Origin of the sequence: Bradyrhizobium sp. CCBAU 45389 (genome assembly GCF_028128625.1) — a bacterium.
In the GTDB taxonomy this organism is placed as follows: domain Bacteria; phylum Pseudomonadota; class Alphaproteobacteria; order Rhizobiales; family Xanthobacteraceae; genus Bradyrhizobium; species Bradyrhizobium liaoningense_B.
The window spans coordinates 26,040-51,208 of the sequence record NZ_LBIY01000079.1; the positions used below are offsets into that span (position 1 = coordinate 26,040).

Consider the following 25,169-nt stretch of genomic DNA (forward strand, 5'->3'; position numbering starts at 1 on the left):
GAGCCTTAAGCGCCGTCCCACTATTGCATCATTGAGCGCCCCCCTCCCCGCGCCCAAAGAAGAACCGGCGAGCGACAACGCCGAGCAAGTGCAGGCCGCGTGACCAACGCAACGGTAGCGAGCGAGCGAGTTGAGCGCAACGTAGGGTGTTGCTACACTCGATCTCCGAGGGGGGCGCATGGATCAAAAGTATTGGGGCGAGAAGGCCGTCGAGCTGCTCCACATTTGGCTGGGAAATGCGTGGAATAAAGGCGGCCTCCTGCTCATTGCAGGAGGAATCTCGGCGCTTGTCGGTTGGATAGATAAGCCCGTCAGATTCGTGCTCACGTCCCTTTGGCCGAACACTCCGCAATCCATTTGGACCGATACCCCGGAGCGCATCGGCTGGACTCTTATCGTGCTCGGCTTTGTCGTTCTGGGTATCGGCACATACAAGCGGAAACCGGCCAACCCGAATGACATCACACTGATCGGAAAGTTTCGGAAGGTATTCACGCCTGAGCAGGTCGAATTCCTCTCAACCCATAACTTTCACCAAAATTGGCACAACAGCTTCATCACCGATATTGAAGACGTCGCCGATCACTGGCGGGGCGCGCAACATGAATTCATCGACAAGAAATTGAACGCGCTCCTCGTGAAGGTGAAGGAGCTGAGCCGCAAGTTTGCCGATCTGGAAAATTTAGGTTTCAACGTCCAGCCCGGTCAACCCATCCGCACTATGAAGGCGGACCCGGACCTCATCAAACTAAGCCCAGAAACACAGTCCCGTATCGATAAGCTCAACAGCGCAGCCCGAAAGCTGGCAGGCGCGGTAAATGAGCTGGAGCGCGCGGCGCGGCGAAGGTTACCGACCGCAGCGTGAGCCTTGACCGAAAGCCCCCCGCCTTCGGCGCTATGGAATTCCTGTGACAGTGCATTCAACTCATCCGCGAGTCCCAGCCGACGCTGCGGCTCGTCGTCCACGCTCAGCTTGCTTACTGCACCAACCGTCTCTCCCTCACGCACATTTGCCTCCGCCCCCTGCCCCTCCTCCCCGTTTCCTGCTATCTCATACCCCCGCCGTCCCGGCCCAAAGCAAAACCCTCCGACTGTCAAAGGGAGCAACAACCATGCGTTATCTCCACACCATGCTGCGCGTGCGCAATCTCGATGTCGCGCTGAAGTTTTACCAGGATGCGCTGGGCTTGAAGGAGGTGCGGCGGATCGAGAACGACAAGGGGCGGTTCACGCTTCTCTTCCTGTGCTCGGCCGACGATCTCGAGGCGCTGAAGAAGCAGCCGCAGACGCGCGGCGCGCCGCTGGTCGAGCTCACCTACAATTGGGACGAGGAGAAGTACGGCGAGGACCGTTTCTTCGGCCATCTCGCCTATGAGGTCGACGACATCTACGCGACCTGCGAGAAGCTGCAGAAGGCCGGCGTCACCATCAACCGTCCGCCGCGCGACGGCAACATGGCCTTCGTCCGCTCGCCCGACCTGCACTCGATCGAGCTGCTGCAAAAGGGCGAGCCGAAGCCGCCGCAGGAGCCGTGGGTTTCGATGCCGAATACCGGCCATTGGTAAGGCCGTCTCAGTAGGAACAAGCCCCCGCGGCCCGCGTTCACCCCAGGACTATGCGATTGGAGGAGAACGCGATGGGACGCGGAATCTTGTTGTGGATGCTGGGCGTGCCGATCCCGGTGATCATCCTGCTGTGGCTGTTCTTCGGCCACTGATTTCAGGCTCAGTTTGCGATGAAAGGCTCCGCCCCGGGCGGAGCTTTTTGCATGAGGGGCTCGGCGCAATCGCCGACGCTGGCGCGGCGAAATTCCGCTATCACGCGGCGGACGCGTAGCCCGGATGGAGCGCAGCGTAATCCGGGACAGTCTCGCCGCACGAACAGACCCCGGATTGCGCTGCGCTCCATCCGGGCTACGACACAAAAAACGCCGCGGGAGGAGCTTCATGCCTGAGACCAAGCTGACGATCTGGGGCCGCGCCAATTCGGTCAACGTGCAGAAGGTGCTGTGGTGCCTCACCGAGCTCGGCCTTTCCTACGAGCGCATCGACGCCGGCATGCAATACGGCAAGACCCGCGAGGCCGACTATCTCGCAATGAACCCCAATGCGCGGATCCCGACGCTGGTCGAGGGCGACTTCGTGCTGTGGGAGTCGAACTCCATCATGCGCTATCTCTGCCTCGCCCATGGTCGCGGCACGCCGATCTATCCGGAGGCGCCGAAGCTGCGCACCAGCGTCGACCGCTGGCTCGACTGGACGCTGTCGGCGGTGCAGCCGGTCGACCGTCCGGTGTTCTGGGGCATCGTGCGCACGGCGCCCGCCGAGCGCGACATGATCCAGGTGCAGCGCGATGCCGATGCCGCCGCCGAGGTCTGGGCGATCGCCGACCGCCTGCTCGCCTCGCGCCGCTTCATGGAGGGCGACCAGTTCACCCTCGCCGATATCGCGATCGGCTCCTACGCGCGGCGCTGGCTCGGCGTCGAGGGCATCAGCCGGCCGGCCCAGCCGAACCTGACGCGCTGGCTCGCCGAGCTCGGCAAGCGAGGTGGATTTGCACAGTTCGTCGCACCGCCGATGTCGTGACGCGGCGGCACCGCTTAAAGCGCAACGCGCGCACGCGAAATCGCCGCTCTCGCGCGAACTTTCACTGTGGCCGCACGACTTGACGGCTACTGTGCATGGGGTTGTTTTCGCAGTTTTTTATTTTGACCTTCGCGCCTAGCGCCGCTCGACCAGCACCACGCAGATGATCAACAGCAGCGTCACCGCCGCGGTGGCGAGCTTTGCCGTCCAGCTCAGGCCGCGACCGACCCACCACAGCAGCGCGCAATACATCAGCACGGGGACGATGATATCGAGCCGCAACAGATCCGGCGGCATGTGGCTCTAGCGCCTGACGCCGGCGTCGACGCTGATCGCGCCGCCGATCTTCACGCAGGTCCCGGTCGCCTCGACCAGATGGAAGCCGGCGCCATACGAGGCGCAGGCATTCGCCTTCGCGCTGGCGGATGCGCCCTTCAACGGCAACGCCTTGCCCGCCCGCGACGGCTCGGATGCCGGAAGCCGCAGCGCCTCGGCCGCGGCCGCGGAGGTGATGAGCAACGAGATCAGGATGAGGAGTGACGCACGCATGCCGACGTTCTAGCCCGGACCGACGCCGCGCGCCATCCGGCAGGCGCGTGAGGTCAGATGAACCTGACGCCGGCCGACTTGCCACGGCGCCAGATCACCTGGCAGCTCCGTCCGGTGCGGGCATCGCGCGCAAACGCCATCCGGATCACGCCCGGCAGCTGGCTCGCGTCGTCGTCCATCATGATCTTGGCGCCGGTGTCGGAGATGTCCTCGACCAGGCAATGCCGCGCCGCGAATCCGCCCTCGAGCGTAATCCAGGCGTGCCGCGACAGCAGCTTGCGGGCCGCGCGCTTCTTGGGTTGTGGCATCGGCTAAAACTCTCCCCCTCCGACGCTAGCTCAGGGAACCCTAAGAAACCCTTGAAATCGCCTCCGAATGATGTCCGGAGCGGCACTGTCCACCGGTTCCAAAAGACGTTCCCGAACGGCTTGCCCGCGGCCGCAAAGGCCACTATACGTTCGCCCGCTGCAAGCCGCCGGGCCGAGTCAGGTGGTCGGCGGCCGTGCCGCCACAAGCGGCGGGGCCCTGCGTTTGCTCCCTTCGTCTATCGGTTAGGACGCCACCCTTTCACGGTGGAGAGAGCGGTTCGATTCCGCTAGGGAGCGCCACATGCGATACAGCGTGCGGACGCGGCGGCGAATTTACCGTCCTCGTTCGTGAACCTCCCCGCCCCCGGCCTCCGACCAATCCTCGATTGGAACCGGTGCAGGCCCATGGAGCAGAGCGAATCCCCCTCGGACGGCCAGGCCGGCGTTGCCGCGCAGCCGCCACCCTGGATGCACCGCGCCGCCCCCTACGCGCCGGAGCGGCGCGCCAAAATGCTGGAGCACATGGCGCGCGCCAGATCGCTGCCGCAGCGGCAGGCCGCGCCGAAGCCATCGCGCACGATTGGCATTGAGATCCTCGAGATCCTCGTCGACATCATCGCCCATGTCGTCCTGTTCGGCGTGATCGCCATTCTCTGCATGTCGCGCATTCCGCTCTACCTCGGCGCATTTCTGTTCCTGACCGATGACGAGCGGATCGAACGCATCCTCGCCGCGACCGGCATCCGGTTCGAGCCCGGTGCGATCGGGCCCGATATCGTCAAGGGCTTTGCATCCTGGTTCGGATGGTTCGCGCTGCTCGGCGCACTGAAAGGCTCTGTCCCTGCCTTGATCGCGCGATGGATGCCCCCCCGGCCGAGTCATGGTCGTTCATCGCCGGCATCGCCCTTCTGTTCGCCTGCCTCGAAGTGTTCGGCTCGCTCGCGATCCGGCGCGCATTGGCGTGGTGCGGATTGCAGCACCGGTCGGATGGTCTGACCTGGACGACGATCAAATTCCTGATCGGGCTCGGCCTGCTGGCTCTGGTGGTGCTGCTCGGATAGGCACCGCAGCCGTTGCTTCTGCAGCTCTCGGCAATGACGATGTTGTGAGAGCATCACGGCGCACAGCGCCCCGCGCGTTTACCGGAAATTTAGCCCTGCTCCTGAGCGACGGTATCATTTGCTTAGAAATTGATGGCTACCGTGGAATTACGGAAATCATCCGCAACCGATTGGCCTCATGTCCGTCGCAGAATTCCTCAGGCAGCGAGCAGTGGAAGTCGCCGTGAGCGGCAGCTACTCGCTGCCGCGCTGGTACGATTGCGAGGGCCAGCTGCGCACCTTCGCCTGCCGGACCAAGCGCGTCTCGCCGTTCCGGATGATCGTGGACGTGCCCGTCGTCGGCAAGGTCGGCGAGCGCGTGACCTCCTACTTCCAGGATTTCGGCGAATTCCAGTGCACCATCAGCGCGACTCTGAAAGCGGGCTTCCTGATGGAGCTCGAGATGACGCGGGCGCGGCGAGCCTGGATGTCGGAAAAGCTGACCTGGCTCGAGAAGAAGCAGAAGGACGCCAGCGTTCAGGAGCTGCGGCGTGACGCCCGCTTCGTTCCGCAGGTCTCGCACACATTGCTGACGCTGGCCGACGGCAGCATCCATCCCTGCTTCATCATCGACGTCTCCACGGCCGGCGTTGCCATATCCTGCGAATACGACCCGCCGGTCGGAACCGCGCTTGCGGTCGGTGCCTGTGTCGGGCGCGTCATCCGCAAATTCGACAACGGCTTTGCGGTCAAATTCGCCGAGAAGCAGTCGCGGGACGACCTCGTCCGCCTGATCGTGCGCTCGTCCCTGGCGCAGTCAGCCTGATACCGGCCAGACCAATCTTAACTCTTTCTTAACTAAACGCTGGAGGCGGAGGCCCCTGCGCGATAGGGTGTGACCCAGTACGTCCGCAATCATTGCGGGCCTTAAGGTTTGGAAGTCCCGGAATGTCCCTCGCCGAGTCCGCCCCGGCCGAAATCGCGAAAGCCACCGTCGCCGCTGCCAAACCGCAGCTGCCTCCCGGCGTCGTCACCGAAGGCCCGCTGGTCCAGGCCAAGCTGCGCGAGAGCTATCTGCTGCTCGGCATCCTCTATGTCGGCGCGGTCGCGGGCATCGTCTGGGCCGTCACGCAGGGCGTCGGCAAGGTCGAGCTGTTTACGTTCGCCTGGATGTTCGCGCTGACGACGTTCGGCATCGGCGCCGGCATGCACCGGCTGTTCGTCCATCGCAGCTTCCGCACCGGCCCGATCATGCGCGTCTTCTTCTGCGCCATCGCGCAGATGGCGGTGCAGGGTTCGATCGCCAAATGGGTCGCCAACCACCGCCGCCATCACCTCTATGCCGACGACGTCGGCGATCCCCACAGCCCGCAATTCGACGGCTTCGGCAACCGCTACGTCAGCGCGCTCAAGGGTTTCCTGCATGCCCAGGGCAGCTGGGTGTTCGACCAGGCGACCACCGACAACGAGTACTATGCCAAGGACATCCTCGCCGATCCGATCGCGATGTTCTTCGTGCGCACCCGCTGGGTCTGGTACGGGATGTCGGCCGTCTTCATCCCCGGCGTGATCGGCTACACCTTCGGCGGCGTCCACACCATGATCGGCTGCGTGCTGTTCTCCGGCCTGCTCCGCGCCTATCTGCTGATCCTCACCAGCCAGCTCACCGGCTCGGTCTGCCACGCCTACGGCTATCGCCGCTTCGAGGTCGACGACGCCTCGACCAACGAGTTCGTGACCACGATCCTCACCTTCGGCGAGGGTCTGCACAACAATCATCACCGCTTCCCGCGGGACGCCTATATCTCGCACGCCTGGTGGGAGATCGATCTCAACGGCCTGATCATCCTGGGCCTGGAAAAGATCGGCCTCGTCCACGACGTCTTCCACGCCTCGCACCGTCAGCTGGAGCGGGCCGAAGCGCAGGCGGCCTCGACGGCGCGCTGAACCGGCAGGCGGCGGCCGCGCGTTGCGGCCGTCTTGCCTCCGCATCGTCGCCCTATCGCGGCCCCATTGCGGGATCAGCTTTTGACGGTCCGAGCCTCATGCCGGACGTTATTTGCGGACTTGCGATCGGGGGACTGGATGCCAGTCAACAAGATCACCTGGGACAGGGTCGGCCGGGTCACCGAGCCCGGGCGCTACATGTACACGTTCGGCTGGCTCACCATCACCGCCGACGATCTCGATATCTGGAAGCAATACCCCAACGCCGCATTCACGCTGCTCGCGCACCATGCCGAGGCGGGCGCCTTCATCGGCGAGGAGTTCCATCTCGGCGCCTTCGACATCGCCCCCGAAGCGCCGCCGCCATTCACCACGCACTGAGGCTGGGAACCCGGGCTCCAGCCACTTTGCGAACGGCCCGGCTGCACCCAACGCAGGTCAATGCGGGAACGCATGGCATGCGCGTTGCTTATTCTGCGCCATGATACACATCCCTGCCGTCGACCAGGCCTTCCTGCTGCTGCTCATCGTCTTCTGCCTCGGCACGTGCCTCGTGCGCGCGTTCTGGGAGCTGGAGCAGGTGCGGGCCCGCCGGATCGCATCATCGCCGCGCGGCCGCCCAAGGAAGCGTGGCTAGGCCGCCGCTTGTCCGTGCCTTGTCGGGACGGATGCCGCCTCGCCTCTGGACTCGGCGTCAGCGCACGTGCATCGTGAATCGAAGAAACCTGCGCATTCCATTGATCTGACTTGCCAATTCGCACCTCGGCCGCGAGGCGCCGCCGTTGCCATCGATAGCAAAGCGGTTCCGTCATGCAATTGAATGTACTCGTGTTCTATACGCGGCGGCCCTGATGAACGGCGGCTGTCATGCGCGTTAAGCGAGGCGACAGCAAGCGCATGACACATGGTCGCATCGGGAGACGTAGATAAGCGGACCAAGGGAACCTATTTTCGGCGCCGATGTACCTGATTGAAGCGTTACCCACCGTCATCGGAACTGCCGCCATCGCCCCGGCGCTGCTGATGCTCTGGCTCGTCATTGCCGCCGAGGAACGCCCGGGGCCGCCGGCCCAGGTCTGGACCGCGTTCCTTCTCGGCGCAGCCAGCATTTCCCTGCTGGGCCTCGCCCGCGCCCCCTTCGCCAAGATGGTTGCGGCCCCCGACAATCCCTGGGCGGCGCTGGCCATGCACTCGGTGTTCGGCGTCGCGCTGCCGGAAGAAGCCGTGAAGGTAATCGCGATCGTGCTGGTCTCCTCGACCAAGCGGCGGACCTTTGCCAATCCGATGGACACCGTCGTCTATGGCGCCGCGGTCGGCCTCGGCTTCGCCGCCTACGAAAACCTCGCCTATCTGGTCCAGCATGCCGAGATGTGGCGCTCGCTGGCCGCCCTGCGCAGCGTGCTGACGGTGCCGTTCCACGGCGCGCTCGGCATCATCGCGGGAGCCTACCTGACCATCGCGCGCGCCGGCACGGCGCTGGGTGCGAACCGCCACCATCGCGACTGGGCCCGCCTGTCCAGCCGCCTCTTGATCTTCGCCGGCCCGCTCGCGCTGCATTCGGCCTTCGACTTCCCGCTGCTGACGCTTCAACGCATGCCCGATCTCGATCCGACAATCCGGATGTGGCTGGGCGGCGCGAGCCTCCTGATCGGCTTCAGCTCGATCGCCTTCGCCATCCGCCTCGTCCGGCGCGTCGCGCGCCACCACGCGCCCCGCACCGACGTCGCGCGCGAGCGGCTCAGCCAATTGCGGCGGATGTGGGCGTTGCTGCTGGCCGGCGGCGGCGTCGGCTTCCTCGGCCTCGCCTTCGTGCTGACCTCGATCCATCACTGGCTGATCAATCCCGAGCGCAATCTGACCCTGGCCCTGATCCCGATCGGCTTCGTCTCGATCCTGCTCGGCCTCGCGCTTCTGATCGTCACGATCGCGATCTACATTCTCGGCCGCAACCGCGTTCGTACCAGCGGCGAAGGTTTTTCGTCGGTGCACGGCGGCGGTTGAGGACGGGATAGCGAGTACGCTGCGCGCATAGTAGATTGGACGCACCAGCCGTCACGTTAGGGGTCACCATGACATCGCCCGAGGATTTTTCACGGCTGCAGGCCGCAATGAGCCAGACGGTGAGAGCGCATTGGAAGGCCTTCCTGTTCGAAGGCATCCTGCTCGCGACGCTCGGCATTGCCGCGCTGATCGTGCCGCCGCTCGCGAGCCTTGCGACCGCTATCTTTCTCGGCTGGGTGCTCCTGATCAGCGGCATCGGCGGGCTGATCGTCACCTACTGGGCACGCACCTCCCCGGGCTTCTGGTGGTCGCTGATCTCGGCTGCGCTGGCCGTGCTGGCCGGCATGCTGCTGCTGGCCCGGCCGATGCAGGCCGTGCTGACGCTGACCATCGTGCTCGGCGCCTATTTCCTCGCCGAAGGCGTCGCCACCATCATGTACGCACTGGAGCACCGCCGCGAGCTTAACGGCCGCTGGTCGTGGCTCCTGATCTCGGGCCTCGTCGACATCGCGATCTCCTTCATGGTGATCACGGGGCTGCCGAGCTCGGCGGAATGGGCGATCGGCGTCCTCGTCGGTATCAACCTGCTGTTCGGCGGCGCCATCCTGATCGGCATGGCGCTGGCGGCACGCAACAGCAACACCTGAGGGCTCTCGTCGCCCGGCAGGCCGATTGGGGGGTGACAACCCGCTAACGGCACGCTATATGGCCCTCCATGATCACCGTCGCCACCAGCTATTTTTGGTACTTTAGCTACGACAGCTTGCTGGCGGCAGGAGGATCGCGCTCAATCTGAATATTGAAGCAAACGTCCGAACAGCCGCCAGACCTGGCGGCTTTTTTATTGGCCGGCAGGTTCTAGAACAGACAGGAGCCCGCCGTGCTGAGCACGACTGACGATCTTCGTATCCGCGAACTGAAAGAGCTGAGCACGCCGGAAGAGGTGATGCGGGAAGTCCCGCGCACGCTCACGGCGACCCGAGTGGTCATGGCCGCGCGCAACGCCATCCATGCCATCCTCACCGGCCAGGACGACCGCCTGCTGGTCGTGGTAGGCCCCTGCTCGGTGCACGATCCCAAAGCCGCGCTCGACTACGCCGAGCGCCTCGCAAAGCTGCGCGAGGACCTCGCCGACCAGCTCGAGATCGTGATGCGGGTCTATTTCGAGAAGCCGCGCACCACGGTCGGCTGGAAGGGCCTGATCAACGACCCCGATCTCGACGGCAGCTTCGACATCAACAAGGGCCTGCGGCTGGCGCGCAACGTGCTGTCGGCGGTGAACAATCTCGGCCTACCTGCCGGCGCCGAATTCCTGGATATGACCACGCCGCAATACATCGCCGACCTCGTGTCCTGGGCCGCGATCGGCGCACGCACGACCGAGAGCCAGATCCATCGCGAGCTGGCATCCGGGCTGTCATGCCCTGTCGGTTTCAAGAACGGCACCGATGGCAATGTGCGGATCGCGGCGGACGCGGTGAAGTCGGCTTCGCACCCGCATCATTTCATGGCCGTCACCAAACTCGGCCGCTCGGCGATCGCTTCGACCGCGGGCAACGAGGACTGCCACATCATCCTGCGCGGCGGCAGCAAGCCGAACTACGATGCGGCAAGCATTGCGGCGGCCTGCAACGAGCTGGCGAAATCCGGCGTCGCGCCGCTGGTGATGGTCGATGCGAGCCACGCCAATTCGAGCAAGAAGCCGGAGAACCAGCCGCTGGTGATGGCGGACATCGCCGGCCAGATCTCCGGCGGCGAGAACCGCATCATGGGCGTGATGATCGAGAGCAATCTCGTCGCCGGCCGCCAGGACGTCGCGCCGGGCAAGCCGCTCGTCTACGGCCAGAGCATCACGGACGGCTGCATCGACTGGGCGACCACGGCAACCGTGCTGGAACAGCTCGCCGACGCGGTCGAAATCCGGCGCAACGCGCAGCGCGCGGGACTGCACGAGCGATCGGCCTGAGGTGAGGCCAATGCGGGCGGGGCGATGCTGTTCGCGCCCTGCCCGCTATTATTTTCTGAGCATGAACTCCGCGCAAACGCGTTCCGCGTTTGTCGCGCCGGAAAAACCGCTTCACACTTTGCGCTGACGCGGCCCTTCGGGTCCGGATCATGCTCCGATCAGCAGCCGCGGCAGATGCTCTTGATCTTCTTGTCGAGCAGAGCGTCTTCCTTGTTCACGGGATTGTTCGGATCGCTGAGGTTCTTCTCGCTCGGCACATCGCTTGCACGCGGCTGGCGATGACCGACAGGCGCCGGCAACACCGTTCCGGAGGACGCACCGCTTGATGTCGATCCCTTGGAGCCGCCGGTCTGAGCAACCGCCGCGCCACCGAGCAAGACCACGAGCGATGCTGCCAGCATGATCTTCTTCATGTCCGTTCCTCCGTTCTCAACGGGCGCTCCCACCAACCGCTCAGGTCTCGGGCGGATAGAGATGAACGCCGCCGCAATAATCGACGATACGATAGCGTGTTTCGGCTTCCGCATCACGTGCGTCGGGTGCGGTATTTTGTGCCGCCAACACGTAACTCGGCCCAACCGGCGATTTGCCGGCGCCGCCGGGAATATCGATGACATAGTCAGGCTGACACAGTCCTGACACCCGCCCGCGCAATTGCCGCATTAACTCCTGTCCTTCCGCCAGCGTCGTGCGCAGATGCGCGGTACCCGGCGCGAGATCGCCATGATGCAGGTAGTAGGGCTTGATCCGGCATTCGACGAAAGCTCGCATCAAATCCGACAAAGCGGCCACATTGTCGTTGACGCCGCGCAAGAGCACGGACTGGCTGACCATGGGAATGCCGGCATCGACGAGCCGCGCGCAGGCGGTGCGGGCACCTTCCGTCAGCTCGCGCGCATGATTGGCATGCAGCGCGACCCAGGTGGTCGCGCCTGGAACCTTCAGCGCGGCGACCATTTCCTCGCTGACGCGCGCGGGATCGGCCACGGGCACGCGGGTGTGGAGGCGGATGATCTTGACGTGATCGATTGCAGCGAGATCGGCCATTATCTCGCTCATGCGACGCGGCGACAGCATCAAGGGATCGCCGCCGGTCAGGATCACCTCCCAGATCTCGCCGTGCGAACGGATGTAGTCGATCGCGGTGCGATAGGCGCTGTCCGACAGCGCGTTCTCCTTGCCGGGCCCGACCATCTCGCGGCGGAAGCAGAAGCGGCAATAGACCGCGCAGACGTGAACCAGCTTGAACAGCACGCGATCGGGATAGCGATGCACGATGCCGGGAACCGGCGAATAGGGATGATCGCCGATCGGATCGGCGTTCTCGCCGGGCTGCATCTCCAGTTCCGCGGCCGTCGGGACGAACTGCCGGGCGATGGGATCGTCGGGATCGGAGGTGTCGATCAGCTCGACCAGCGCCGGCGTGATCGCAACGGCATAGCGCGCGGCGACGCGCTCGAGGGCAGGCAGCGCCGCGGCGGGCGCGAGGCCCTCGGCCACGAGCTCGGCTGGCTCGCGCAAGGTGCGTGCAAGATTGGTCTTCGTCATGTCTCACCCGCAGGCGGCGTCCACACCACCTGATCAATCCGTGTTGCGCCGCTCGCCAGCATCACCAGCCTGTCGAATCCGAGTGCGACGCCGCTCGCCTCAGGCATTGCGGCGACAGCAGCCAGAAAATCCTCGTCCAGCGGGTATGCCTCGCCATAGCGGCGCTGCTTCTCCGCCATCGAGTCCGTGAACCGGCGGCGCTGCTCCTCGGCGTCGGTCAGTTCGCCAAAGCCGTTGGCGAGCTCGACGCCGCAGGCATAGACCTCGAACCGCTCGGCGACCCTGGGATCGTCGGCCTTCACGCGCGCCAGCGCCGCCTCTGGAGATGGGTATTCGAACAGGATGGTCAAACGTCCCTGCCCCAGATGCGGCTCGACATGCTCGACCAGGACCTTGCTGAAGATGTCCGACCAGGTGTCGTCCTCGGCCACGCGGACCTTGCCGCCGGCCATTTGGGCGAGCGCGGCACGGTTACCCTCGCCGGCGGAGATTGTCGACACCAGATCGATCCCGGCGAACCGCTCGAAGCCGTCGGCGACCGTCAGAAGCTCCGGCTCGGCGAAAGGATCGGCAGTGCGGCCGCGGAAGGAGAACGTCCCGATTCCGGTCGCCTGCGCCGCCCGGACTATGACGGCGACCGTGTCGGCCATGATGGCGGCATATGGGGCGTTGGCCCGGTACCATTCCAACATGGTGAATTCGGGCAGATGCAGGTCGCCGCGCTCGCGGTCGCGGAACACCCGTGCGAACTCGAAGATTCGGGGCTCCCCCGCCGCCAGCAGCTTCTTGCAGGCGAATTCGGGCGAGGTCCGCAAGTAGCGGCTGGCCCGGCTGCCGTCGGGCCGCATGATCTCGGTCCGGGGGGCGTGAAGATGGGTCTCATTCCCCGGGGAGACCTGAAGGACCGAAGTTTCGACCTCCACGAAGCCCTGTTCGGCGAAAAAGCCCCGTAAAGCTCCGGTCACGGCACCCCTGGCCTGGAGGAACGGCCGCCGGTCCAGGTGCCGCGAGGGCGACCAGAACGGCGAGATCGGCTTGTCCCCAGCCATTAGCGGACCGCTCCCCAGTCCAGCAAAAAGCTGGCATCCAGCGGCAAAATCAGTATGTTGCGGCCCGAAACGGGCGCCGAGGTCCGATTTGAGGCCCCAAGTCCCCCATCAATTTGACCACGTCCTGGCCGCAGCCGGGCCAAGCAAGCAGGAAATACAGCTTTGAGAGTCATCGCCAGTTCTATTCGCAAGGGCAACGTGATCGAGCAAGACGGCAAGCTTTATGTCGTCGTGAGCGCCGAGAACATCCATCCCGGCAAGGGCACCCCGGTCAGCCAGATCGAAATGCGCCGAATCTCGGACGGGGTAAAGATCTCCGAACGCTACAAGACCACCGACCAGGTCGAGAAGGCCACGATCGAAGAGCGCAACTACACCTTCCTGTACGAAGATGGCGACGGCTTCCACTTCATGAACCCCGAGACCTACGACCAGGTCCAGGTCTCCAAGGACGTCGTCGGCGACGCAGCCGCGTATCTTCAACCTGACATGACCGTCAAGCTGTCAACCCACGATGTCAACGTGGTCTCGCTCGCGCTGCCGCAGCGCGTGACGCTGGAAGTGGTCGAGACCGAGCCGGTGACCAAGGGCCAGACCGCCTCGTCCTCCTACAAGCCCGCGGTGCTTTCGAACGGCATCCGCACCGCCGTGCCGCCGCACATCTCGGTCGGCACCCGCATCGTGGTGATGACCGAAGACGGCTCCTACTCCGAGCGCGCCAAGGACTAAGCGAGGGATCAGAACAGGTGCCGCCGGGGGGCGAGACAGTGGTTGGGAAGAGTTTCCGCTTCGTCTCGCTTCTCGTGGCGTCGCTGTCGCTCCTCATTGCCGCACCGCTCGCCGCGGACGAGTTCCGCAGCGCTTCACTCACGGCCCTGCGCGTCGATTGGCGCGCAGCGCTCGACCAGCTCCGCGCCGAGATCAACAGCCGCCCCCAGATCGCCGGAGATTTCATCTTCGTGCCCCGCCGCTCGGTGCCGCGCTACGATCCGCGCGCGATGCCGGCCCTGGTGCAGCTCAACGCGCTCTCCTCGCAATTCTTCACCGGCATTGCCCGCAGTGCCGTGCCGGTGCTGCTGCCGTTCGATGTTGGCGCCTATCTCGAGGCCCGGCGCAGTGGCGCACCATCGATCCTGTCGCTGTCGCGTTACCAGGCCGACTTCAATCCGATCGACATGTTCGATGCCGGTCCGGCCGGCTACAGCGCGACCTTTTCGCTCGAGCCTGGCGCCGGCGACGGCATGCCCTCGCGTGTCTTCGCAAGACCGGTCGAGGTGCAGATCACCGGCTCGGCGCTGCTCTACGACATTGCCGATCCCACCGGCGGCAAGGGCGAGCCGGTCAAGCCGCTCGCAGCAACCTATCCGGACCTGCGCAGGTTCATCCGCGAAGGTTACGTCCGCTACGCCTTCACTCGCTTCGGCGTCGCCTACGTGGTGTCGATCCAGTGTCTCGACAGCGTCGCAAAACCGCGGCGGCTCGCCTGCAAGGAGGCCTATCCCGTTGCCGAGCGCTTCCTGAAGGCCCTGCGCGTCGCCGGCGGCCAGCGCATGCGGCCGCTGATGGACGTCGCCTCCAACGTTCTCGATCGTCCCGCGGCGCGCTCACCCGATTTCAGCTATCGTCCGAGCGGCGACATCATCCCCAACACCGGCTACCGCAACAAGAGCGGCCATCCTGATGCGATGGCCTATGCGCAGATCCGCTTTCCGCTGGAGAAGGCGCCCGCCTTCGTGCGCTCGCAGTCCTATGCCAAGCGCGACAGGAACGACGGTCCGACCGCCTTTCCCTGGCGTGACAATTTCTGCGAGTCCCGCAGCTTCGAAGTCTGGCAATGCGCCGGTGGTTACGGCCACCAGGGCGAGGACATCCGCGCGGCCGAGTGCCCGCCGCCCGGCGAGGGCCGCGAACCCTGCGATCGCAAGCAGCGCGCCGTGGTCGCGGTGCGCGATGCTGTCGTGATGCGCGGCTCCAAGGACCAGGCTGCAACGCTTCAGGTCAACAGCCGGACCGAGCACATCCGCTTCCGCTACATGCACATGAATCCGCAGGCGATGAATGCCGATGGCCTGCTCAACGGTCGCATCGTCGCCGAAGGCGAGAAGATCGGCGTGGTCTCGAACTATCTCGACCATCCCGCCGGCACGTCGATGCACCTGCATTTCGACGTCCAGGTGTTCACCCGCGACGGCTGGATCTGGGTCAGCCCCTACGTCACGCTGGTGTCCGCCTATGAACGCCTGATCCGCGCCCGCGGCCGCGAGATCGGCCCGGAGATCGCCGTCACGGCCCAGCCGGTGGCGCATGCGCTGCCGGAGGACGTGATCAAGCCGGACCTGCGCGAGGGATCGAGCAGCGAGGAGAATTGAGGCAGTTACCGCCTCAACGCGCAGCTCCCCGCCCCATGCGCGCGCAGACTGACCGGATCGACGTCAGGACCTTCCCGAAACATCGCGCCTTCTCTGGCCCCGGAATTGCTTTGCTCTCACCAGGCAAACTGGAAGAAGGGAAGCACATGCGTTGTCTCACCACGGCGGTCGTTCTGGCCGTTGCATTTGCCGTGCCGGCTGGTGCGGAGGAATTGACCGGCACGCTGAAGAAGATCAAGGACACCGGCGCGATCACGCTCGGCGTGCGCGACAGTTCCGTACCCTTCAGCTACATCGACGAGAAGCAGAAGACCGTCGGCTACGCGATCGACATCTGCATGAAGATCGTCGAAGAGATCAAGGCCGAGCTGAAGCTGGACAAGCTTGCGGTCAACGAGAACCTGGTCACCTCGTCCAACCGCATTCCGCTGATGGCCAACGGCACCATCGATCTCGAATGCGGCTCAACCACCAACAACGCCGAGCGCCAGAAGCAGGTCTGGTTCACCAACACCCATTTCCTCACGGCGAGCCGTTTCGTGTCGAAGAAGGCTTCAAAGCTCGATCAGATCGATGACCTCAAGGGCAAGGCCGTCGTCTCGGTCTCCGGCACCACCAACATCACCCAGCTCAACAAGGCCAACGCGGCCCGGTCGCTCGGCATCACCGTGATGAATGCCAAGGATGTCCCGGAGGCGTTCCTGATGGTCGAGACCGACCGCGCGGTAGCCTTCGTCATGGACGACATCCAGCTTGCGTCCATGATTGCCTCGGCGAAGGATCCGTCGCTCTACGCCATCAGCACCGGCGCTTTTTCCGATCCCGAACCCTACGGCATCATGCTGCGCAAGGATGACACAACATTCAAGGCCGTGGTCGATCGGGCCACCGCAAGACTCTACAAGAGCCCGGAGATCGAGAAAATCTACAACAAATGGTTCATGGAGCCGGTGCCGCCGCGCGGCCTTAACTTCCACGTGCCCATGCCCGTGTCGATGAAGAAGTCGTTCGAGCACCCCTCGGACAATCCCGATCCGGCCTCGTACGGGGGCTGACGAAAACCTCCGCTGCGTAGCCCGGATGGAGCGCAGCGTAATCCGGGGTCCTCTTGCGCAGATGCAGCGGCCCGGATTGCGCTTCGCTCCATCCGGGCTACCGGCTACTCCAGCAACGTCGTCAGCTGCGCACCCTCGTCCGCCACGAACACGGCGATCAATTCCGCCGGCTCTGTCGCGCTCGCGTTCGCCGACACCAGATGCGTCGAGCCCGGCGGCTCGAAGAACGACTGGCCGACACCAAACGTCTCGACCGGGCCGCCGCCGAGCTGGGAGCGGATCTCGCCCTTGGTGATGTAGGCGGTCACCGAGCCCGCGTGGCGATGCGGCCGCGAAAACCCGCCGGGGCCGTAGAACACGCGCACGATGGTGACGCGCTTGCCCGGGACGTTCGGCAGTGCGTAAGAACCGATCGGCTCGACCTTGTCGAGCGGCGAGCTCTCCGCCGCGGTGGCGCAGAGCGGCGCCAGCGCGCCGGAGACAGTGTCGATCGTCAGCGGCAGCGCCTTGCCGATCGCAAACGCGCAGGCGAGCCCTGCGACGACCGCGAGCACCGCCGAACGTGACGGCGTCGGACGTTGCACGGCAGAGAAGCTCATGGCTGTCATCGTGGTCTCCCTTGTCTCCGTCAGGATGCAGCGGTGGCCGCTGCGGCCGGCCGCTTCGCGGGCGTCCAGCGAAACGCCGCGCCAAAACGGTTCCAGACATTGATCGAGGCGACCGCGGAGGTCAGATACGTCAGCTCCGTCTCGGAGAATTCGCGAGACGCTTCCGCGTAGACCTCCTCGCTGACGCCATCGGGCAAACAGGTCAGCGCCTCCGCCCAGGCCAGGGCCGCCCGCTCGCGTACGGAAAAGATCGGCGCCTCGCGCCAGACCGCAACCAGATGGAGCTTGTCGACGGGCACGCCGATGCGCTCCGACAACAGGACGTGGTGCTGAACGCAGAAGGCGCAGCCATTGATCTGCGAGGCGCGCAGCTTGACCAGCTCGAGCAGCTGCTTGTCGAGGCCTGCTTTGGCCGCGAGCTGGCCCAGCGCCAGCACCAGGTCATACGCGTCCGGCGCGATCCGCTTGAAATCCTCATATTCGCTGCGGGCGTGTGACATTGCCTTGCACCTCGTGTTATTGTAAGAGCACTGATACTGTATAAGAGTTCTTATATGTTGCGCAAGACGTCCGGCATCACAAGATCGAAAACCTCCCGGAAGCCGCCTGCCGATGACGGCGCGGTACGCGTTCCCGCTCCCGGCGAAGGCAAGCGGGGCGAAGAAGGCTATCTCGGCTACCTCTTGCGTCAGGCCCATGCCGCGGTCCGCCTGACGATGGAACGCACGCTCGCCGATCTCGGCGTGACGTCGCCGCAATTCGCGGTGCTGACGATGTTGAATGCCTATCCCGGACTATCCGGCGCCGATGTCGCCCGCCTCACCTTCCTGACGCCGCAGACCGTGGGCGTCATCATCCGCAATCTCGAGCGCGACGGCGCGATTGTGATGACGCCCCACCCGGTCCATGGCCGCATCCAGCAATGGACGCTGACGCCGCGCGGGGCAACGCTGTTGAAGGCCTGCAGGGAACGCGTGATCGCGCTGGAGAAGCGTCTTGCCCGGACTCTGGATGCCAAGGCGGAAACCACGGTCCGGCGCTGGCTTGCCGGCATCGCCGCCGATTTGCAGGAGGACTAGGCGGGCCTAGTCGCCACCGCCTCCGTCGCCGCATCCTCCCCCGCCATCGAAATCCGGGAGGTCGCCGGCAGCGCCATCGCCCTGATTGCCGCGGCCAAAGTTCTCGGCGACGATCATCAGGATCACGACGAACAAGCCGGCGCCGAAGGGCCAGGGATTGGCACGGATGATCTCGAGCAGCTCCCGCATGTGCGCATCTTGCGCAGACGGAAGCGAACCGACCGTAAAGCTCCAGGTACAAATTTGGGGATAAGCAGGCTCGTGCAAGGGCGGCCTAATCGCCCTTCAATACCTTCTTAACCTCGCCGTCGGGCCAGGTCTCGCCGGCGGCGATCACCCGCACGCGGGTTTGGTCCGTGCCATTCACCAGCACATGCGAACTTACCCGGTCGCCACTCGGCTCCAGGCGCAAATCGGTCTCGGGCTTCCAGCTCAGCGTGGTCGCGAGGTCGCCGGGGAAAATCTGCCATTGCGATCCGTCGTCGAGTTCGACAACGTGGCTTTCCGCATGCGCGCGTATCTTCATTCCATCCCGCATTCTCGACGACGTTCCGTCAGTCGGTGTCGTGATGAATCACGGCTTTGCTGCGATTGCCGAATTCATCTTCCTTTTTGATCACAGTGGTGGAATGCGGCAGTGCGACACTTGTTCCGATGGGAACGGGCGAGGCGATCGGGCAGAATTCAGACCTCGTTACTGTTCCTGGAACCGACTCACACGGGCCATGTTTCCGGCTAGAATGTGCCCATGAAGCACGCTGATTCCTCGCCCCGACATACCCGCCGCGCCCTGCTCCAGTCGACACTCGGTGCGGCCGCTTTGCTGGCGCTCCCGACGCGCGTCCTCGCCGCGCCTGCCGGCTTCGACGAATGGCGCGAGAGCTTTCGCGCACGCGCGATGTCCAAGGGAATCTCGGCTGCGACCTGGCAGCGCGCGATGGGGCGGGTCGAGCCCGGCATGAGCGTGTTCAAGCAGATGCGCAACCAGCCCGAATTCCACGAGCAGGTCTGGCAATACATCAACCGCCGCGTCTCGGACTGGCGCATCATCAACGGCAAGATCGCGCTGAAGAACAACGAGGCGCTGCTCGCACGCATCGAGCGCGATTTCGGCGTCGAGCGCGGCACGCTGCTGGCGCTGTGGGGCGTCGAATCCGCCTATGGCGATCCCCTGGTGCAGCAGAACCACATGACGCCGGTGTTTCCCTCGCTCGCCGCGCTCGCCTGGAACGAGCCGCGCCGCAAGGCCTATTGGGAGACCGAGCTGATCAATGCGCTCCGCATCGTCGACAAGGGCTGGAGCACGCCGGAGGAGATGAAGGGCTCCTGGGCCGGCGCGATGGGGCATTCGCAATGGATGCCGGAGGTCTGGCTCAATGTCGGCATCGACTATGACGGCGACGGCAAGGTCTCGCCGTTCGGCAAACCCGACGACGCGCTGGGCTCGACCGCAAAATATCTGGTCAATCGCGGCAAGTGGCACCGCGGCGAGCATTGGGGCTACGAGGTGCGCGCCTCCGGCGAGATGAGCGGCAGCCGGACCTACGCGGCCTGGCAGGCGGCCGGTGTCACCCGCGCCGATGGCCAGCCGTTTCCGCAGCCGAATGCCTCGGCGCAGATGTGGACGCCGGTTGCGGGCGGACCGACATTCCTGCTGGGACCGAACTTCTACTCGGTGAAGAGCTACAATCCCTCGATGAATTATGCGCTGGCGATATGCCATCTCGGCGACCGCTGTCTCGGCGCGCCGCCCTTCATCCAGCCCTTCCCCGGCTCCGAGCGTGCGCTGACGCTGGCCGAGGTGCAGGAGATGCAGACACGCCTGACCAAGGCCGGTTTCGACACCGGCGGCACCGACGGCCGCGTCGGCAACGACACGATGAAGGCAATCAAGGATTTTCAGCAGCGCGCCGGGATCACGCCGGCGGATGGCTATGGTGGCCTGAAGGTGCTGGCGAAGCTGCGGCAAGGGTCGTAGCGCGTCCCGTAGCCCGGATGGAGCGAAGCGCAATCCGGGACTTTGCTTCCGCGGTTGCCGCCCCCGGATTACGCTTCGCTCCATCCGGGCTACGCGATCATCGCTAATGCCTGTATTGCGGCTCCTCGGCATCGAGCTGGCGGCGGATCGCAGCGAGATGCAGCCGCGCGGATTCGGAATCGCCCTCGCGCATCTGCCGGTAGGTTTCGGCCGCGATCGCCGGATCGACCGGCAGCACTTTCCGCCCCGTCGACATCGCGAGCACCTGCACTTCGGCGGCGCGTTCGAGATAGTAGAGATCATCCCAGGCTTCCGCGATGGTCGGGGCCAGCACCATCACGCCGTGATGCTTCATGAAGACGATGTCGGCATCGCCGACGGCGGAGGCGATGCGCGCGCCTTCGCGGTTGTCGAGTGCGAGGCCGTTGTAGTCGCGGTCGACCGCCGTGCGGCCATAGAATTTCAGCGCGGTCTGGCCGGCCCAGATCAGCGGATCGCCTTCGGTCATCGACAGCGCCGTCGCGTAGGGCATGTGAGTGTGGAAGGCGACCTTGGCCCGCGGCAGCAGCCTGTGCATCTCGGCATGGATGTAGAAGGCCGTCGCCTCGGGCACGCCTTCGCCGTCGAGCACGTTGCCATGGAAGTCGCAGATCAGGAGTTTTGACGCCGTGAGCTCACGGAAAGCGTAGCCATAGGGATTGACGAGGAACAGATCGTCATGACCCGGCACGACGGCCGAGAAATGGTTGCAGATGCCTTCTTCAAAGCCGTTGCGCGCGGCCATGCGGAAGCAGGCGGCGAGATCCTCGCGCGCGGTGCGGATCGCGTCGGTGGCGAGGTCCGGCCGGTTGGAGCGGAATGGCGCGGGCGAGGAAGATGACGAATGAAGGCTGTGCGCCATGGCGAAGGACACCTTTGTCGGTCGGAAGCTGTCCGCCTTGTACAGGGGCTGCGCCTGCGCGTCAGCCCCTGCGACCGCCACCCTGCCCTGCGCCGTTCAGGCGCGCCGCGGCACGCCGCCGGCGTTCATGCCGCCATCGATGACGAGCTCGCTGCCGGTAACGTAGCGCGAGGCGTCGGAGGCCAGATACAGCACGCCGGAGGCGATCTCCGCGGCCTGCCCGGCACGGCCCAAAGGCGTAACGATCCGCGCGCGCTCTTCCGGATCGATCGGGGCGTTCTGCCCGGCGCCGCTCGCCCCGGTCGGGATCTTGCCCCAGATCGGCGTATCGATGATGCCGGGATGCACGGAGTTGACGCGGATGCCGTCACCGGCGGCCGCGCACTCCATCGCGATCGACTTGGCGAACAGCCGGACGCCGCCCTTGGTCAGCGAATAGGCCGAGAGGCCCGGTGAGCCGCGCAGGCCGGCGAGCGAGGACATCATGACGATCGAGCCGCCGCCGGTCTTGCGCATCAACGGCAGGCAGTGCTTGACCGACAGAAACACTCCGTCGAGATTGATCGCATTCTGCTTGTGCCAGTCGGACAGCGTCATATCGACGATCGAGGGCACGGCAATGCCGATGCCGGCATTGGAGACCATGATGTCGAGCCGGCCATAGCGCTTGCCGACCTCGGCAACGATCTCGATCCAGCGTTCCTCGCTGGTGACGTCCTGCTCCAGGAAGATCGCCTTGCCACCGGCGTTTGTGACGCGCTTGGCGAGCTCGGGGCCACGCAGCTCGTCGATGTCAGTGATGACAACGGTCGCGCCCTCGCGCGCGAACAGCTCGACGATGGCCTCGCCGATGCCCGAAGCGCCGCCCGTCACCAGCGCGACCTTGCCCTCAACCTGCCCTGCCATGTTCACTCCCTTTTTTTGTTTGAGCGGTTCATTCTTGACGCATGATCTCGTTGGATCTTGCGTTATCTAATCACGGATGGCCCCTGGTCCGGTAGGGCGACATCGATGACGCGGAATTGCACGCGCTCGGCGCCCTGGTAGCGATCGACCGACAACGAGCCCGCGACATGCATCTGCTGGCCACGGTTGGCGAGCAGCGCATTGCCGAGCTTCTGGCCGACCGAACGGAACGCGATGCCGTTGACGATGGAGCCGTCGCCCGACTTGAAGCGCAGGCGCAGATGCGCCTGCCCGACCTCGTCGGCGAACACGAGCTGATGCCCCGGCAGCGCCAGCACCGGCTCCGGATTGCCGCTGCCGAAGGGACCGGCGCGATTGAGCGTGGTCGCAAGCTCCGTCGTCACCGCGCGTGCGGAGACCGCGCCGTCGATATAGAGCTCGTTGACGTGGCGCGCCTCCGCAACGTCCTGCGCCAGCGCGTTCTCGAGATAGGCGCGGAATTCGGCGAGCTTTTCCTTGCGCAGCGTCACGCCGGCGGCCATCGCGTGGCCACCGCCTTTCAACAAAATTCCGTCGGCGACCGCCTGCCGCACCGCCTTGCCGAGATCGACGCCGGCAATCGAGCGGCCCGAGCCGGTGCCGATGCCGCCGGGTTCGAGCGCAATGGCGAAAGCGGGTCGCGAAAACTTCTCCTTCAGGCGCGAGGCAACGAGGCCGACCACGCCCGGATGCCAGCCTTCGGACGCCGTGACGATGACGCCGAGCTTGTCCTCCAACCCGATCGAGGCGAGCGCTTCGGCTTCGGCCTGGGCTTCAGCCGCCTGCTCGATGACGCGGCGCTCGCTGTTGAGGCGATCGAGCTCGGCCGCGATCCGCGCCGCCTCGACGCTGTCGCCTTCGAGCAGCAGCCGCACGCCAAGATCGGCGCGGCCGATGCGGCCGCCGGCATTGACACGCGGGCCCAGCATGAAGCCGAGATGCCAGGCCTCCGGCGGGCCGTTGAGCCGCGCCACGTCCATCAGCGCGGTGTGGCCGATGTGGTCGCGCCGCCGCATCGCGATCAGCCCCTTTGCGACGAAGGCGCGGTTGAGACCGATCAGCGGCGCCACATCGGCAACCGTGCCGAGCGCAACGTGATGCAGCATGCCGAGCAGATCGGGCTCGGGCATCTCAGTGCTCCAGAAGCCGCGCTGGCGCAGCTCGCGATTGACCGCGACCAGCGTGACCAGCACGAGGCCGACGGCGGCGAGATGGCCGAGGCCGGAGAGATCGTCGGGGCGGTTCGGGTTGACCAGCGCATCCACCTCGGGAAGATCGAGGCCGCATTGGTGGTGGTCGATCACAACCACGGACATGCCGAGGCGCTTGGCCTCCGCAAGCGGCTCGATGCTGGTCGTGCCGCAATCGACGGTGACGAGCAGCGTCGCGCCCTTTGCCGCCAGCCCGCGCACGGCTTCGACGTTCGGGCCGTAGCCCTCGAAGATCCGGTCGGGAATGTGGATCAGCGGATCGAGCCCGCAATGGCGCAGGTGCCAGGCCAGCAGCGCCGCCGAGGTCGCGCCGTCGACGTCGTAGTCGCCGAAGATCGCGACCTGCTCGCCCCTCGCAGCCGCATCCGCGATGCGCCTGGCGGCGGCCTCCATTTCCGTCACCGTGAACGGGTCCGGAAGCAGCTTGCGGATGGTCGGATCGAGAAAGTCGGGCACGGCGTCGATATCGACGCCGCGGCCCGCCAGCACGCGCGCCAGCAGCTCCGGCAACTGGTGCCGCTGCACGATGGCGAGCGCCTGAGCTGCCCCGCGAGCGTCCAGCCGGTCGCGCCAGAGCTTGTCGGTGAGCGAGCGCGCCACCCCCAGGAACGCCTGGGGCAGTTCGACGGGCAAGGCTGTGGCAGGCGGCGTCATGACGAGGCTATCGGTTGGGGATCTCGGGTCCGGGCGATCACGCTGGCGGCCCGGTACTGGCTTGAGGGGATTGGCCGGGAAACTCCGGCGATTTGCAACGGCCGGGCTGCACAAAGCGGTGGATGGCCGGCCGGCAGGCCGGAGTGACTATCATTTAGGCATTCCGCCGAATAGCAAATTAAGCAGGCGTTAGGCGGAATCCTCGAAAAAGAATCGTATTCGATCTGTAAGTTGTTGTTCCGGGTTCATTGCAGATCAGGCCTCATTGCCAAGGGAAGTCCCCGATGTCTGCTGCGCTGGGTCTGAAAGCCAAGCCGATCGCCTCCGAACCCACTGATGATGATTCCGACATCTCCGCGCTGATCAATCGCCTCACCGCGGAGGTCAACCAGATCGCGGTCGACAAGACCAAGGCGATCCAGCAGATCACCAACCAGATGAAGATGCTGGCGCTGAACGCGCTGATCGAAAGCTCGCGCGCCGGCGCGCAAGGCGCGGGCTTTGCGGTGGTGGCGCAGGAGGTGCGCGGCGTCGGCCAGCAGGTCGAGACCATCGCCCGCGAACTCGAGACCCAGCTGACGAAACGGACCGGCGACCTTGTCGCCTCGATCGACCGCATGAGCCAGCGCTCGCGCGGCGAGCGCATGGTCGATCTGTCCCTCAATGCGGTCGAGTTGATCGACCGCAACCTCTATGAGCGCACCTGCGACGTGCGCTGGTGGGCGACCGATTCCGCCGTGGTCGATTGCGCGGCCTCGCCCGCGCCGGCAGCGGTCACCTATGCCTCGCAGCGGCTCGGCGTGATCCTCGGCGCCTACACGGTCTATCTCGACCTCTGGCTCTGCGACCTCGACGGCAACGTCATCGCCAACGGCCGCGCCGACCGCTTCCGCGTGGTCGGCCAGAACGTCGCCCACACCAAATGGTTTCGCGAGGCGCGCACCTTGCGCTCCGGCGACGACTACGTCGCCGGCGACGTCGAGAACCAGCCGCTGCTCGGCAACGCGCAGGTCGCGACCTATTGCGCCAGCGTCCGCGCCGGCGGCCAGTCCAACGGCGCGCCGATCGGCGTGCTCGCCATCCATTTCGACTGGGAGCCGCAGGCCCGCGCCATCGTGCAGGGCGTCCGCGTCGGCGATACCGACAAGGCCCGCGTGCTGCTGGTCGACTCCAATCTCCGCGTCATCGCCGCTTCCGACGGCCAGGGCATCCTCAGCGAGCGCATCTCGCTGTCGCTGAACGGCCAGCGCTCCGGCTTCTATCAGGACCGCTCCGGAACGATGGTCGCCTTCCATGCGACGCCCGGCTACGAGACCTATCGGGGCCTTGGCTGGTACGGCGTGATCGTCTGCGGGGCGTGAGGCGAGAGCCAGCCG

The 25,169-nt window shown here is 65.2% G+C and carries 30 protein-coding genes and 1 tRNA gene; 18 read left to right on the forward strand and 13 right to left on the reverse strand.

Annotated features, from left to right (window positions below; genetic code table 11):
* Positions 1 to 178 precede the first annotated feature (178 nt).
* From XH79_RS11350 to XH79_RS11360, 3 genes are all read left to right on the forward strand, one after another.
* Positions 179 to 865 (forward strand): hypothetical protein, encoded by a 687-nt coding sequence (locus tag XH79_RS11350; protein ID WP_271581704.1) that lies wholly within the window; start codon positions 179 to 181, stop codon positions 863 to 865.
* Between the two features lie 247 nt (positions 866 to 1,112).
* Entirely contained in the window at positions 1,113 to 1,565 is a 453-nt protein-coding gene (locus XH79_RS11355) for a VOC family protein (RefSeq protein ID WP_018641785.1), read from the forward strand.
* A gap of 381 nt (positions 1,566 to 1,946) precedes the next feature.
* Entirely contained in the window at positions 1,947 to 2,585 is a 639-nt protein-coding gene (locus tag XH79_RS11360) for a glutathione S-transferase family protein (protein WP_271581705.1), read from the forward strand.
* Positions 2,586 to 2,720: 135 nt separating this feature from the next.
* Here the strand turns inward: XH79_RS11360 and XH79_RS11365 are convergent, their stop codons facing one another.
* The 3 genes from XH79_RS11365 to XH79_RS11375 are packed head-to-tail and all read right to left on the reverse strand — an operon-like array spanning position 2,721 to position 3,442.
* Positions 2,721 to 2,882: a hypothetical protein gene (locus tag XH79_RS11365; protein ID WP_271581706.1), complete on the reverse strand. Its 162-nt coding sequence runs from the start codon at positions 2,880 to 2,882 to the stop codon at positions 2,721 to 2,723.
* Between the two features lie 6 nt (positions 2,883 to 2,888).
* Positions 2,889 to 3,134 carry a hypothetical protein gene (locus XH79_RS11370; protein WP_271581707.1) on the reverse strand — a complete coding sequence of 82 codons (246 nt, stop codon included), beginning with the start codon at positions 3,132 to 3,134 and terminating at the stop codon, positions 2,889 to 2,891.
* A gap of 53 nt (positions 3,135 to 3,187) precedes the next feature.
* Positions 3,188 to 3,442 carry a PilZ domain-containing protein gene (locus tag XH79_RS11375; protein WP_212336740.1) on the reverse strand — a complete coding sequence of 85 codons (255 nt, stop codon included), beginning with the start codon at positions 3,440 to 3,442 and terminating at the stop codon, positions 3,188 to 3,190.
* Between the two features lie 225 nt (positions 3,443 to 3,667).
* Between XH79_RS11375 and XH79_RS11380 the strand changes: the two genes are divergently transcribed.
* From XH79_RS11380 to XH79_RS11420, 9 genes are all read left to right on the forward strand, one after another.
* Positions 3,668 to 3,742 (forward strand) — tRNA-Glu (locus tag XH79_RS11380).
* A gap of 105 nt (positions 3,743 to 3,847) precedes the next feature.
* On the forward strand, positions 3,848 to 4,438 hold the full coding sequence (locus tag XH79_RS11385) for a hypothetical protein (protein ID WP_271581708.1): 591 nt from the start codon (positions 3,848 to 3,850) through the stop codon (positions 4,436 to 4,438).
* A 243-nt stretch (positions 4,439 to 4,681) separates the two neighbouring features.
* A complete protein-coding gene (locus XH79_RS11390; RefSeq protein WP_271581709.1) occupies positions 4,682 to 5,308 on the forward strand; it encodes a PilZ domain-containing protein in 627 nt (208 codons plus the stop codon).
* Between the two features lie 122 nt (positions 5,309 to 5,430).
* Positions 5,431 to 6,429 (forward strand): acyl-CoA desaturase, encoded by a 999-nt coding sequence (locus XH79_RS11395; protein ID WP_271581710.1) that lies wholly within the window; start codon positions 5,431 to 5,433, stop codon positions 6,427 to 6,429.
* Positions 6,430 to 6,567: 138 nt separating this feature from the next.
* Entirely contained in the window at positions 6,568 to 6,810 is a 243-nt protein-coding gene (locus XH79_RS11400; RefSeq protein ID WP_212336748.1) for a hypothetical protein, read from the forward strand.
* A 100-nt stretch (positions 6,811 to 6,910) separates the two neighbouring features.
* Positions 6,911 to 7,066, forward strand: a complete 156-nt coding sequence (locus XH79_RS11405) for a hypothetical protein (protein ID WP_212336750.1) — start codon at positions 6,911 to 6,913, stop codon at positions 7,064 to 7,066.
* A 323-nt stretch (positions 7,067 to 7,389) separates the two neighbouring features.
* Positions 7,390 to 8,430 (forward strand): PrsW family glutamic-type intramembrane protease, encoded by a 1,041-nt coding sequence (locus XH79_RS11410; protein ID WP_271581711.1) that lies wholly within the window; start codon positions 7,390 to 7,392, stop codon positions 8,428 to 8,430.
* A 68-nt stretch (positions 8,431 to 8,498) separates the two neighbouring features.
* Positions 8,499 to 9,077 carry an HdeD family acid-resistance protein gene (locus XH79_RS11415; protein WP_212336755.1) on the forward strand — a complete coding sequence of 193 codons (579 nt, stop codon included), beginning with the start codon at positions 8,499 to 8,501 and terminating at the stop codon, positions 9,075 to 9,077.
* 233 nt (positions 9,078 to 9,310) lie between these two features.
* The gene (locus XH79_RS11420) at positions 9,311 to 10,396 is read left to right on the forward strand and encodes a 3-deoxy-7-phosphoheptulonate synthase (protein ID WP_271581712.1); all 1,086 of its coding nucleotides are present in this window, start codon (positions 9,311 to 9,313) and stop codon (positions 10,394 to 10,396) included.
* A 158-nt stretch (positions 10,397 to 10,554) separates the two neighbouring features.
* Here XH79_RS11420 and XH79_RS11425 read toward each other — a convergent pair whose 3' ends face one another.
* Genes XH79_RS11425 through epmA form a run of 3 tightly spaced genes read right to left on the reverse strand, consistent with a single transcriptional unit; the run spans position 10,555 to position 12,993 of the window.
* Positions 10,555 to 10,809: a hypothetical protein gene (locus XH79_RS11425; protein ID WP_271581713.1), complete on the reverse strand. Its 255-nt coding sequence runs from the start codon at positions 10,807 to 10,809 to the stop codon at positions 10,555 to 10,557.
* Between the two features lie 40 nt (positions 10,810 to 10,849).
* Positions 10,850 to 11,944: a lysine-2,3-aminomutase-like protein gene (locus XH79_RS11430; protein ID WP_271581714.1), complete on the reverse strand. Its 1,095-nt coding sequence runs from the start codon at positions 11,942 to 11,944 to the stop codon at positions 10,850 to 10,852.
* Entirely contained in the window at positions 11,941 to 12,993 is a 1,053-nt protein-coding gene (gene epmA / locus XH79_RS11435; RefSeq protein WP_271581715.1) for an EF-P lysine aminoacylase EpmA, read from the reverse strand. The genes XH79_RS11430 and epmA overlap by 4 nt, the downstream gene beginning before the upstream one ends.
* 162 nt (positions 12,994 to 13,155) lie before the next feature.
* Here epmA and efp point away from each other — a divergent pair, with 162 nt between their 5' ends.
* The 3 genes from efp (at position 13,156) to XH79_RS11450 (ending at position 16,417) form a co-directional block, all read left to right on the forward strand.
* Positions 13,156 to 13,722, forward strand: a complete 567-nt coding sequence (gene efp, locus XH79_RS11440) for an elongation factor P (protein WP_212336766.1) — start codon at positions 13,156 to 13,158, stop codon at positions 13,720 to 13,722.
* Positions 13,723 to 13,739: 17 nt separating this feature from the next.
* On the forward strand, positions 13,740 to 15,362 hold the full coding sequence (locus tag XH79_RS11445; protein WP_271581716.1) for a M23 family peptidase: 1,623 nt from the start codon (positions 13,740 to 13,742) through the stop codon (positions 15,360 to 15,362).
* Positions 15,363 to 15,508: 146 nt separating this feature from the next.
* On the forward strand, positions 15,509 to 16,417 hold the full coding sequence (locus XH79_RS11450) for an amino acid ABC transporter substrate-binding protein (protein WP_271581717.1): 909 nt from the start codon (positions 15,509 to 15,511) through the stop codon (positions 16,415 to 16,417).
* A 104-nt stretch (positions 16,418 to 16,521) separates the two neighbouring features.
* Here XH79_RS11450 and XH79_RS11455 read toward each other — a convergent pair whose 3' ends face one another.
* On the reverse strand, positions 16,522 to 17,025 hold the full coding sequence (locus XH79_RS11455; protein WP_271581718.1) for a cupin domain-containing protein: 504 nt from the start codon (positions 17,023 to 17,025) through the stop codon (positions 16,522 to 16,524).
* 20 nt (positions 17,026 to 17,045) lie between these two features.
* Positions 17,046 to 17,525 carry a carboxymuconolactone decarboxylase family protein gene (locus XH79_RS11460; RefSeq protein WP_271581719.1) on the reverse strand — a complete coding sequence of 160 codons (480 nt, stop codon included), beginning with the start codon at positions 17,523 to 17,525 and terminating at the stop codon, positions 17,046 to 17,048.
* A gap of 54 nt (positions 17,526 to 17,579) precedes the next feature.
* Here XH79_RS11460 and XH79_RS11465 point away from each other — a divergent pair, with 54 nt between their 5' ends.
* Complete coding sequence (locus tag XH79_RS11465; RefSeq protein ID WP_271581720.1) at positions 17,580 to 18,104, forward strand: MarR family winged helix-turn-helix transcriptional regulator; 525 nt, start codon at positions 17,580 to 17,582, stop codon at positions 18,102 to 18,104.
* A 6-nt stretch (positions 18,105 to 18,110) separates the two neighbouring features.
* Here the strand turns inward: XH79_RS11465 and XH79_RS11470 are convergent, their stop codons facing one another.
* Entirely contained in the window at positions 18,111 to 18,293 is a 183-nt protein-coding gene (locus XH79_RS11470; protein ID WP_271581721.1) for a hypothetical protein, read from the reverse strand.
* An 85-nt stretch (positions 18,294 to 18,378) separates the two neighbouring features.
* Entirely contained in the window at positions 18,379 to 18,630 is a 252-nt protein-coding gene (locus XH79_RS11475) for a hypothetical protein (RefSeq protein ID WP_212336780.1), read from the reverse strand.
* Between the two features lie 222 nt (positions 18,631 to 18,852).
* On the opposite strand from XH79_RS11475, the gene XH79_RS11480 reads away from it, so the two are divergent.
* Complete coding sequence (locus XH79_RS11480; protein WP_271581722.1) at positions 18,853 to 20,082, forward strand: lytic murein transglycosylase; 1,230 nt, start codon at positions 18,853 to 18,855, stop codon at positions 20,080 to 20,082.
* A 103-nt stretch (positions 20,083 to 20,185) separates the two neighbouring features.
* Here XH79_RS11480 and XH79_RS11485 read toward each other — a convergent pair whose 3' ends face one another.
* The 3 genes from XH79_RS11485 to recJ all read right to left on the reverse strand — a co-directional run bounded on the left by XH79_RS11485 (position 20,186) and on the right by recJ (position 23,793).
* Positions 20,186 to 20,983: an aldolase gene (locus XH79_RS11485; RefSeq protein WP_271581723.1), complete on the reverse strand. Its 798-nt coding sequence runs from the start codon at positions 20,981 to 20,983 to the stop codon at positions 20,186 to 20,188.
* Positions 20,984 to 21,079: 96 nt separating this feature from the next.
* A complete protein-coding gene (locus XH79_RS11490) occupies positions 21,080 to 21,889 on the reverse strand; it encodes an SDR family NAD(P)-dependent oxidoreductase (protein ID WP_271581724.1) in 810 nt (269 codons plus the stop codon).
* Positions 21,890 to 21,951: 62 nt separating this feature from the next.
* A complete protein-coding gene (gene recJ, locus XH79_RS11495) occupies positions 21,952 to 23,793 on the reverse strand; it encodes a single-stranded-DNA-specific exonuclease RecJ (protein ID WP_271581725.1) in 1,842 nt (613 codons plus the stop codon).
* Positions 23,794 to 24,077: 284 nt separating this feature from the next.
* Between recJ and XH79_RS11500 the strand changes: the two genes are divergently transcribed.
* On the forward strand, positions 24,078 to 25,154 hold the full coding sequence (locus XH79_RS11500; protein ID WP_271581726.1) for a methyl-accepting chemotaxis protein: 1,077 nt from the start codon (positions 24,078 to 24,080) through the stop codon (positions 25,152 to 25,154).
* The last annotated feature ends 15 nt before the right edge of the window (positions 25,155 to 25,169 follow it).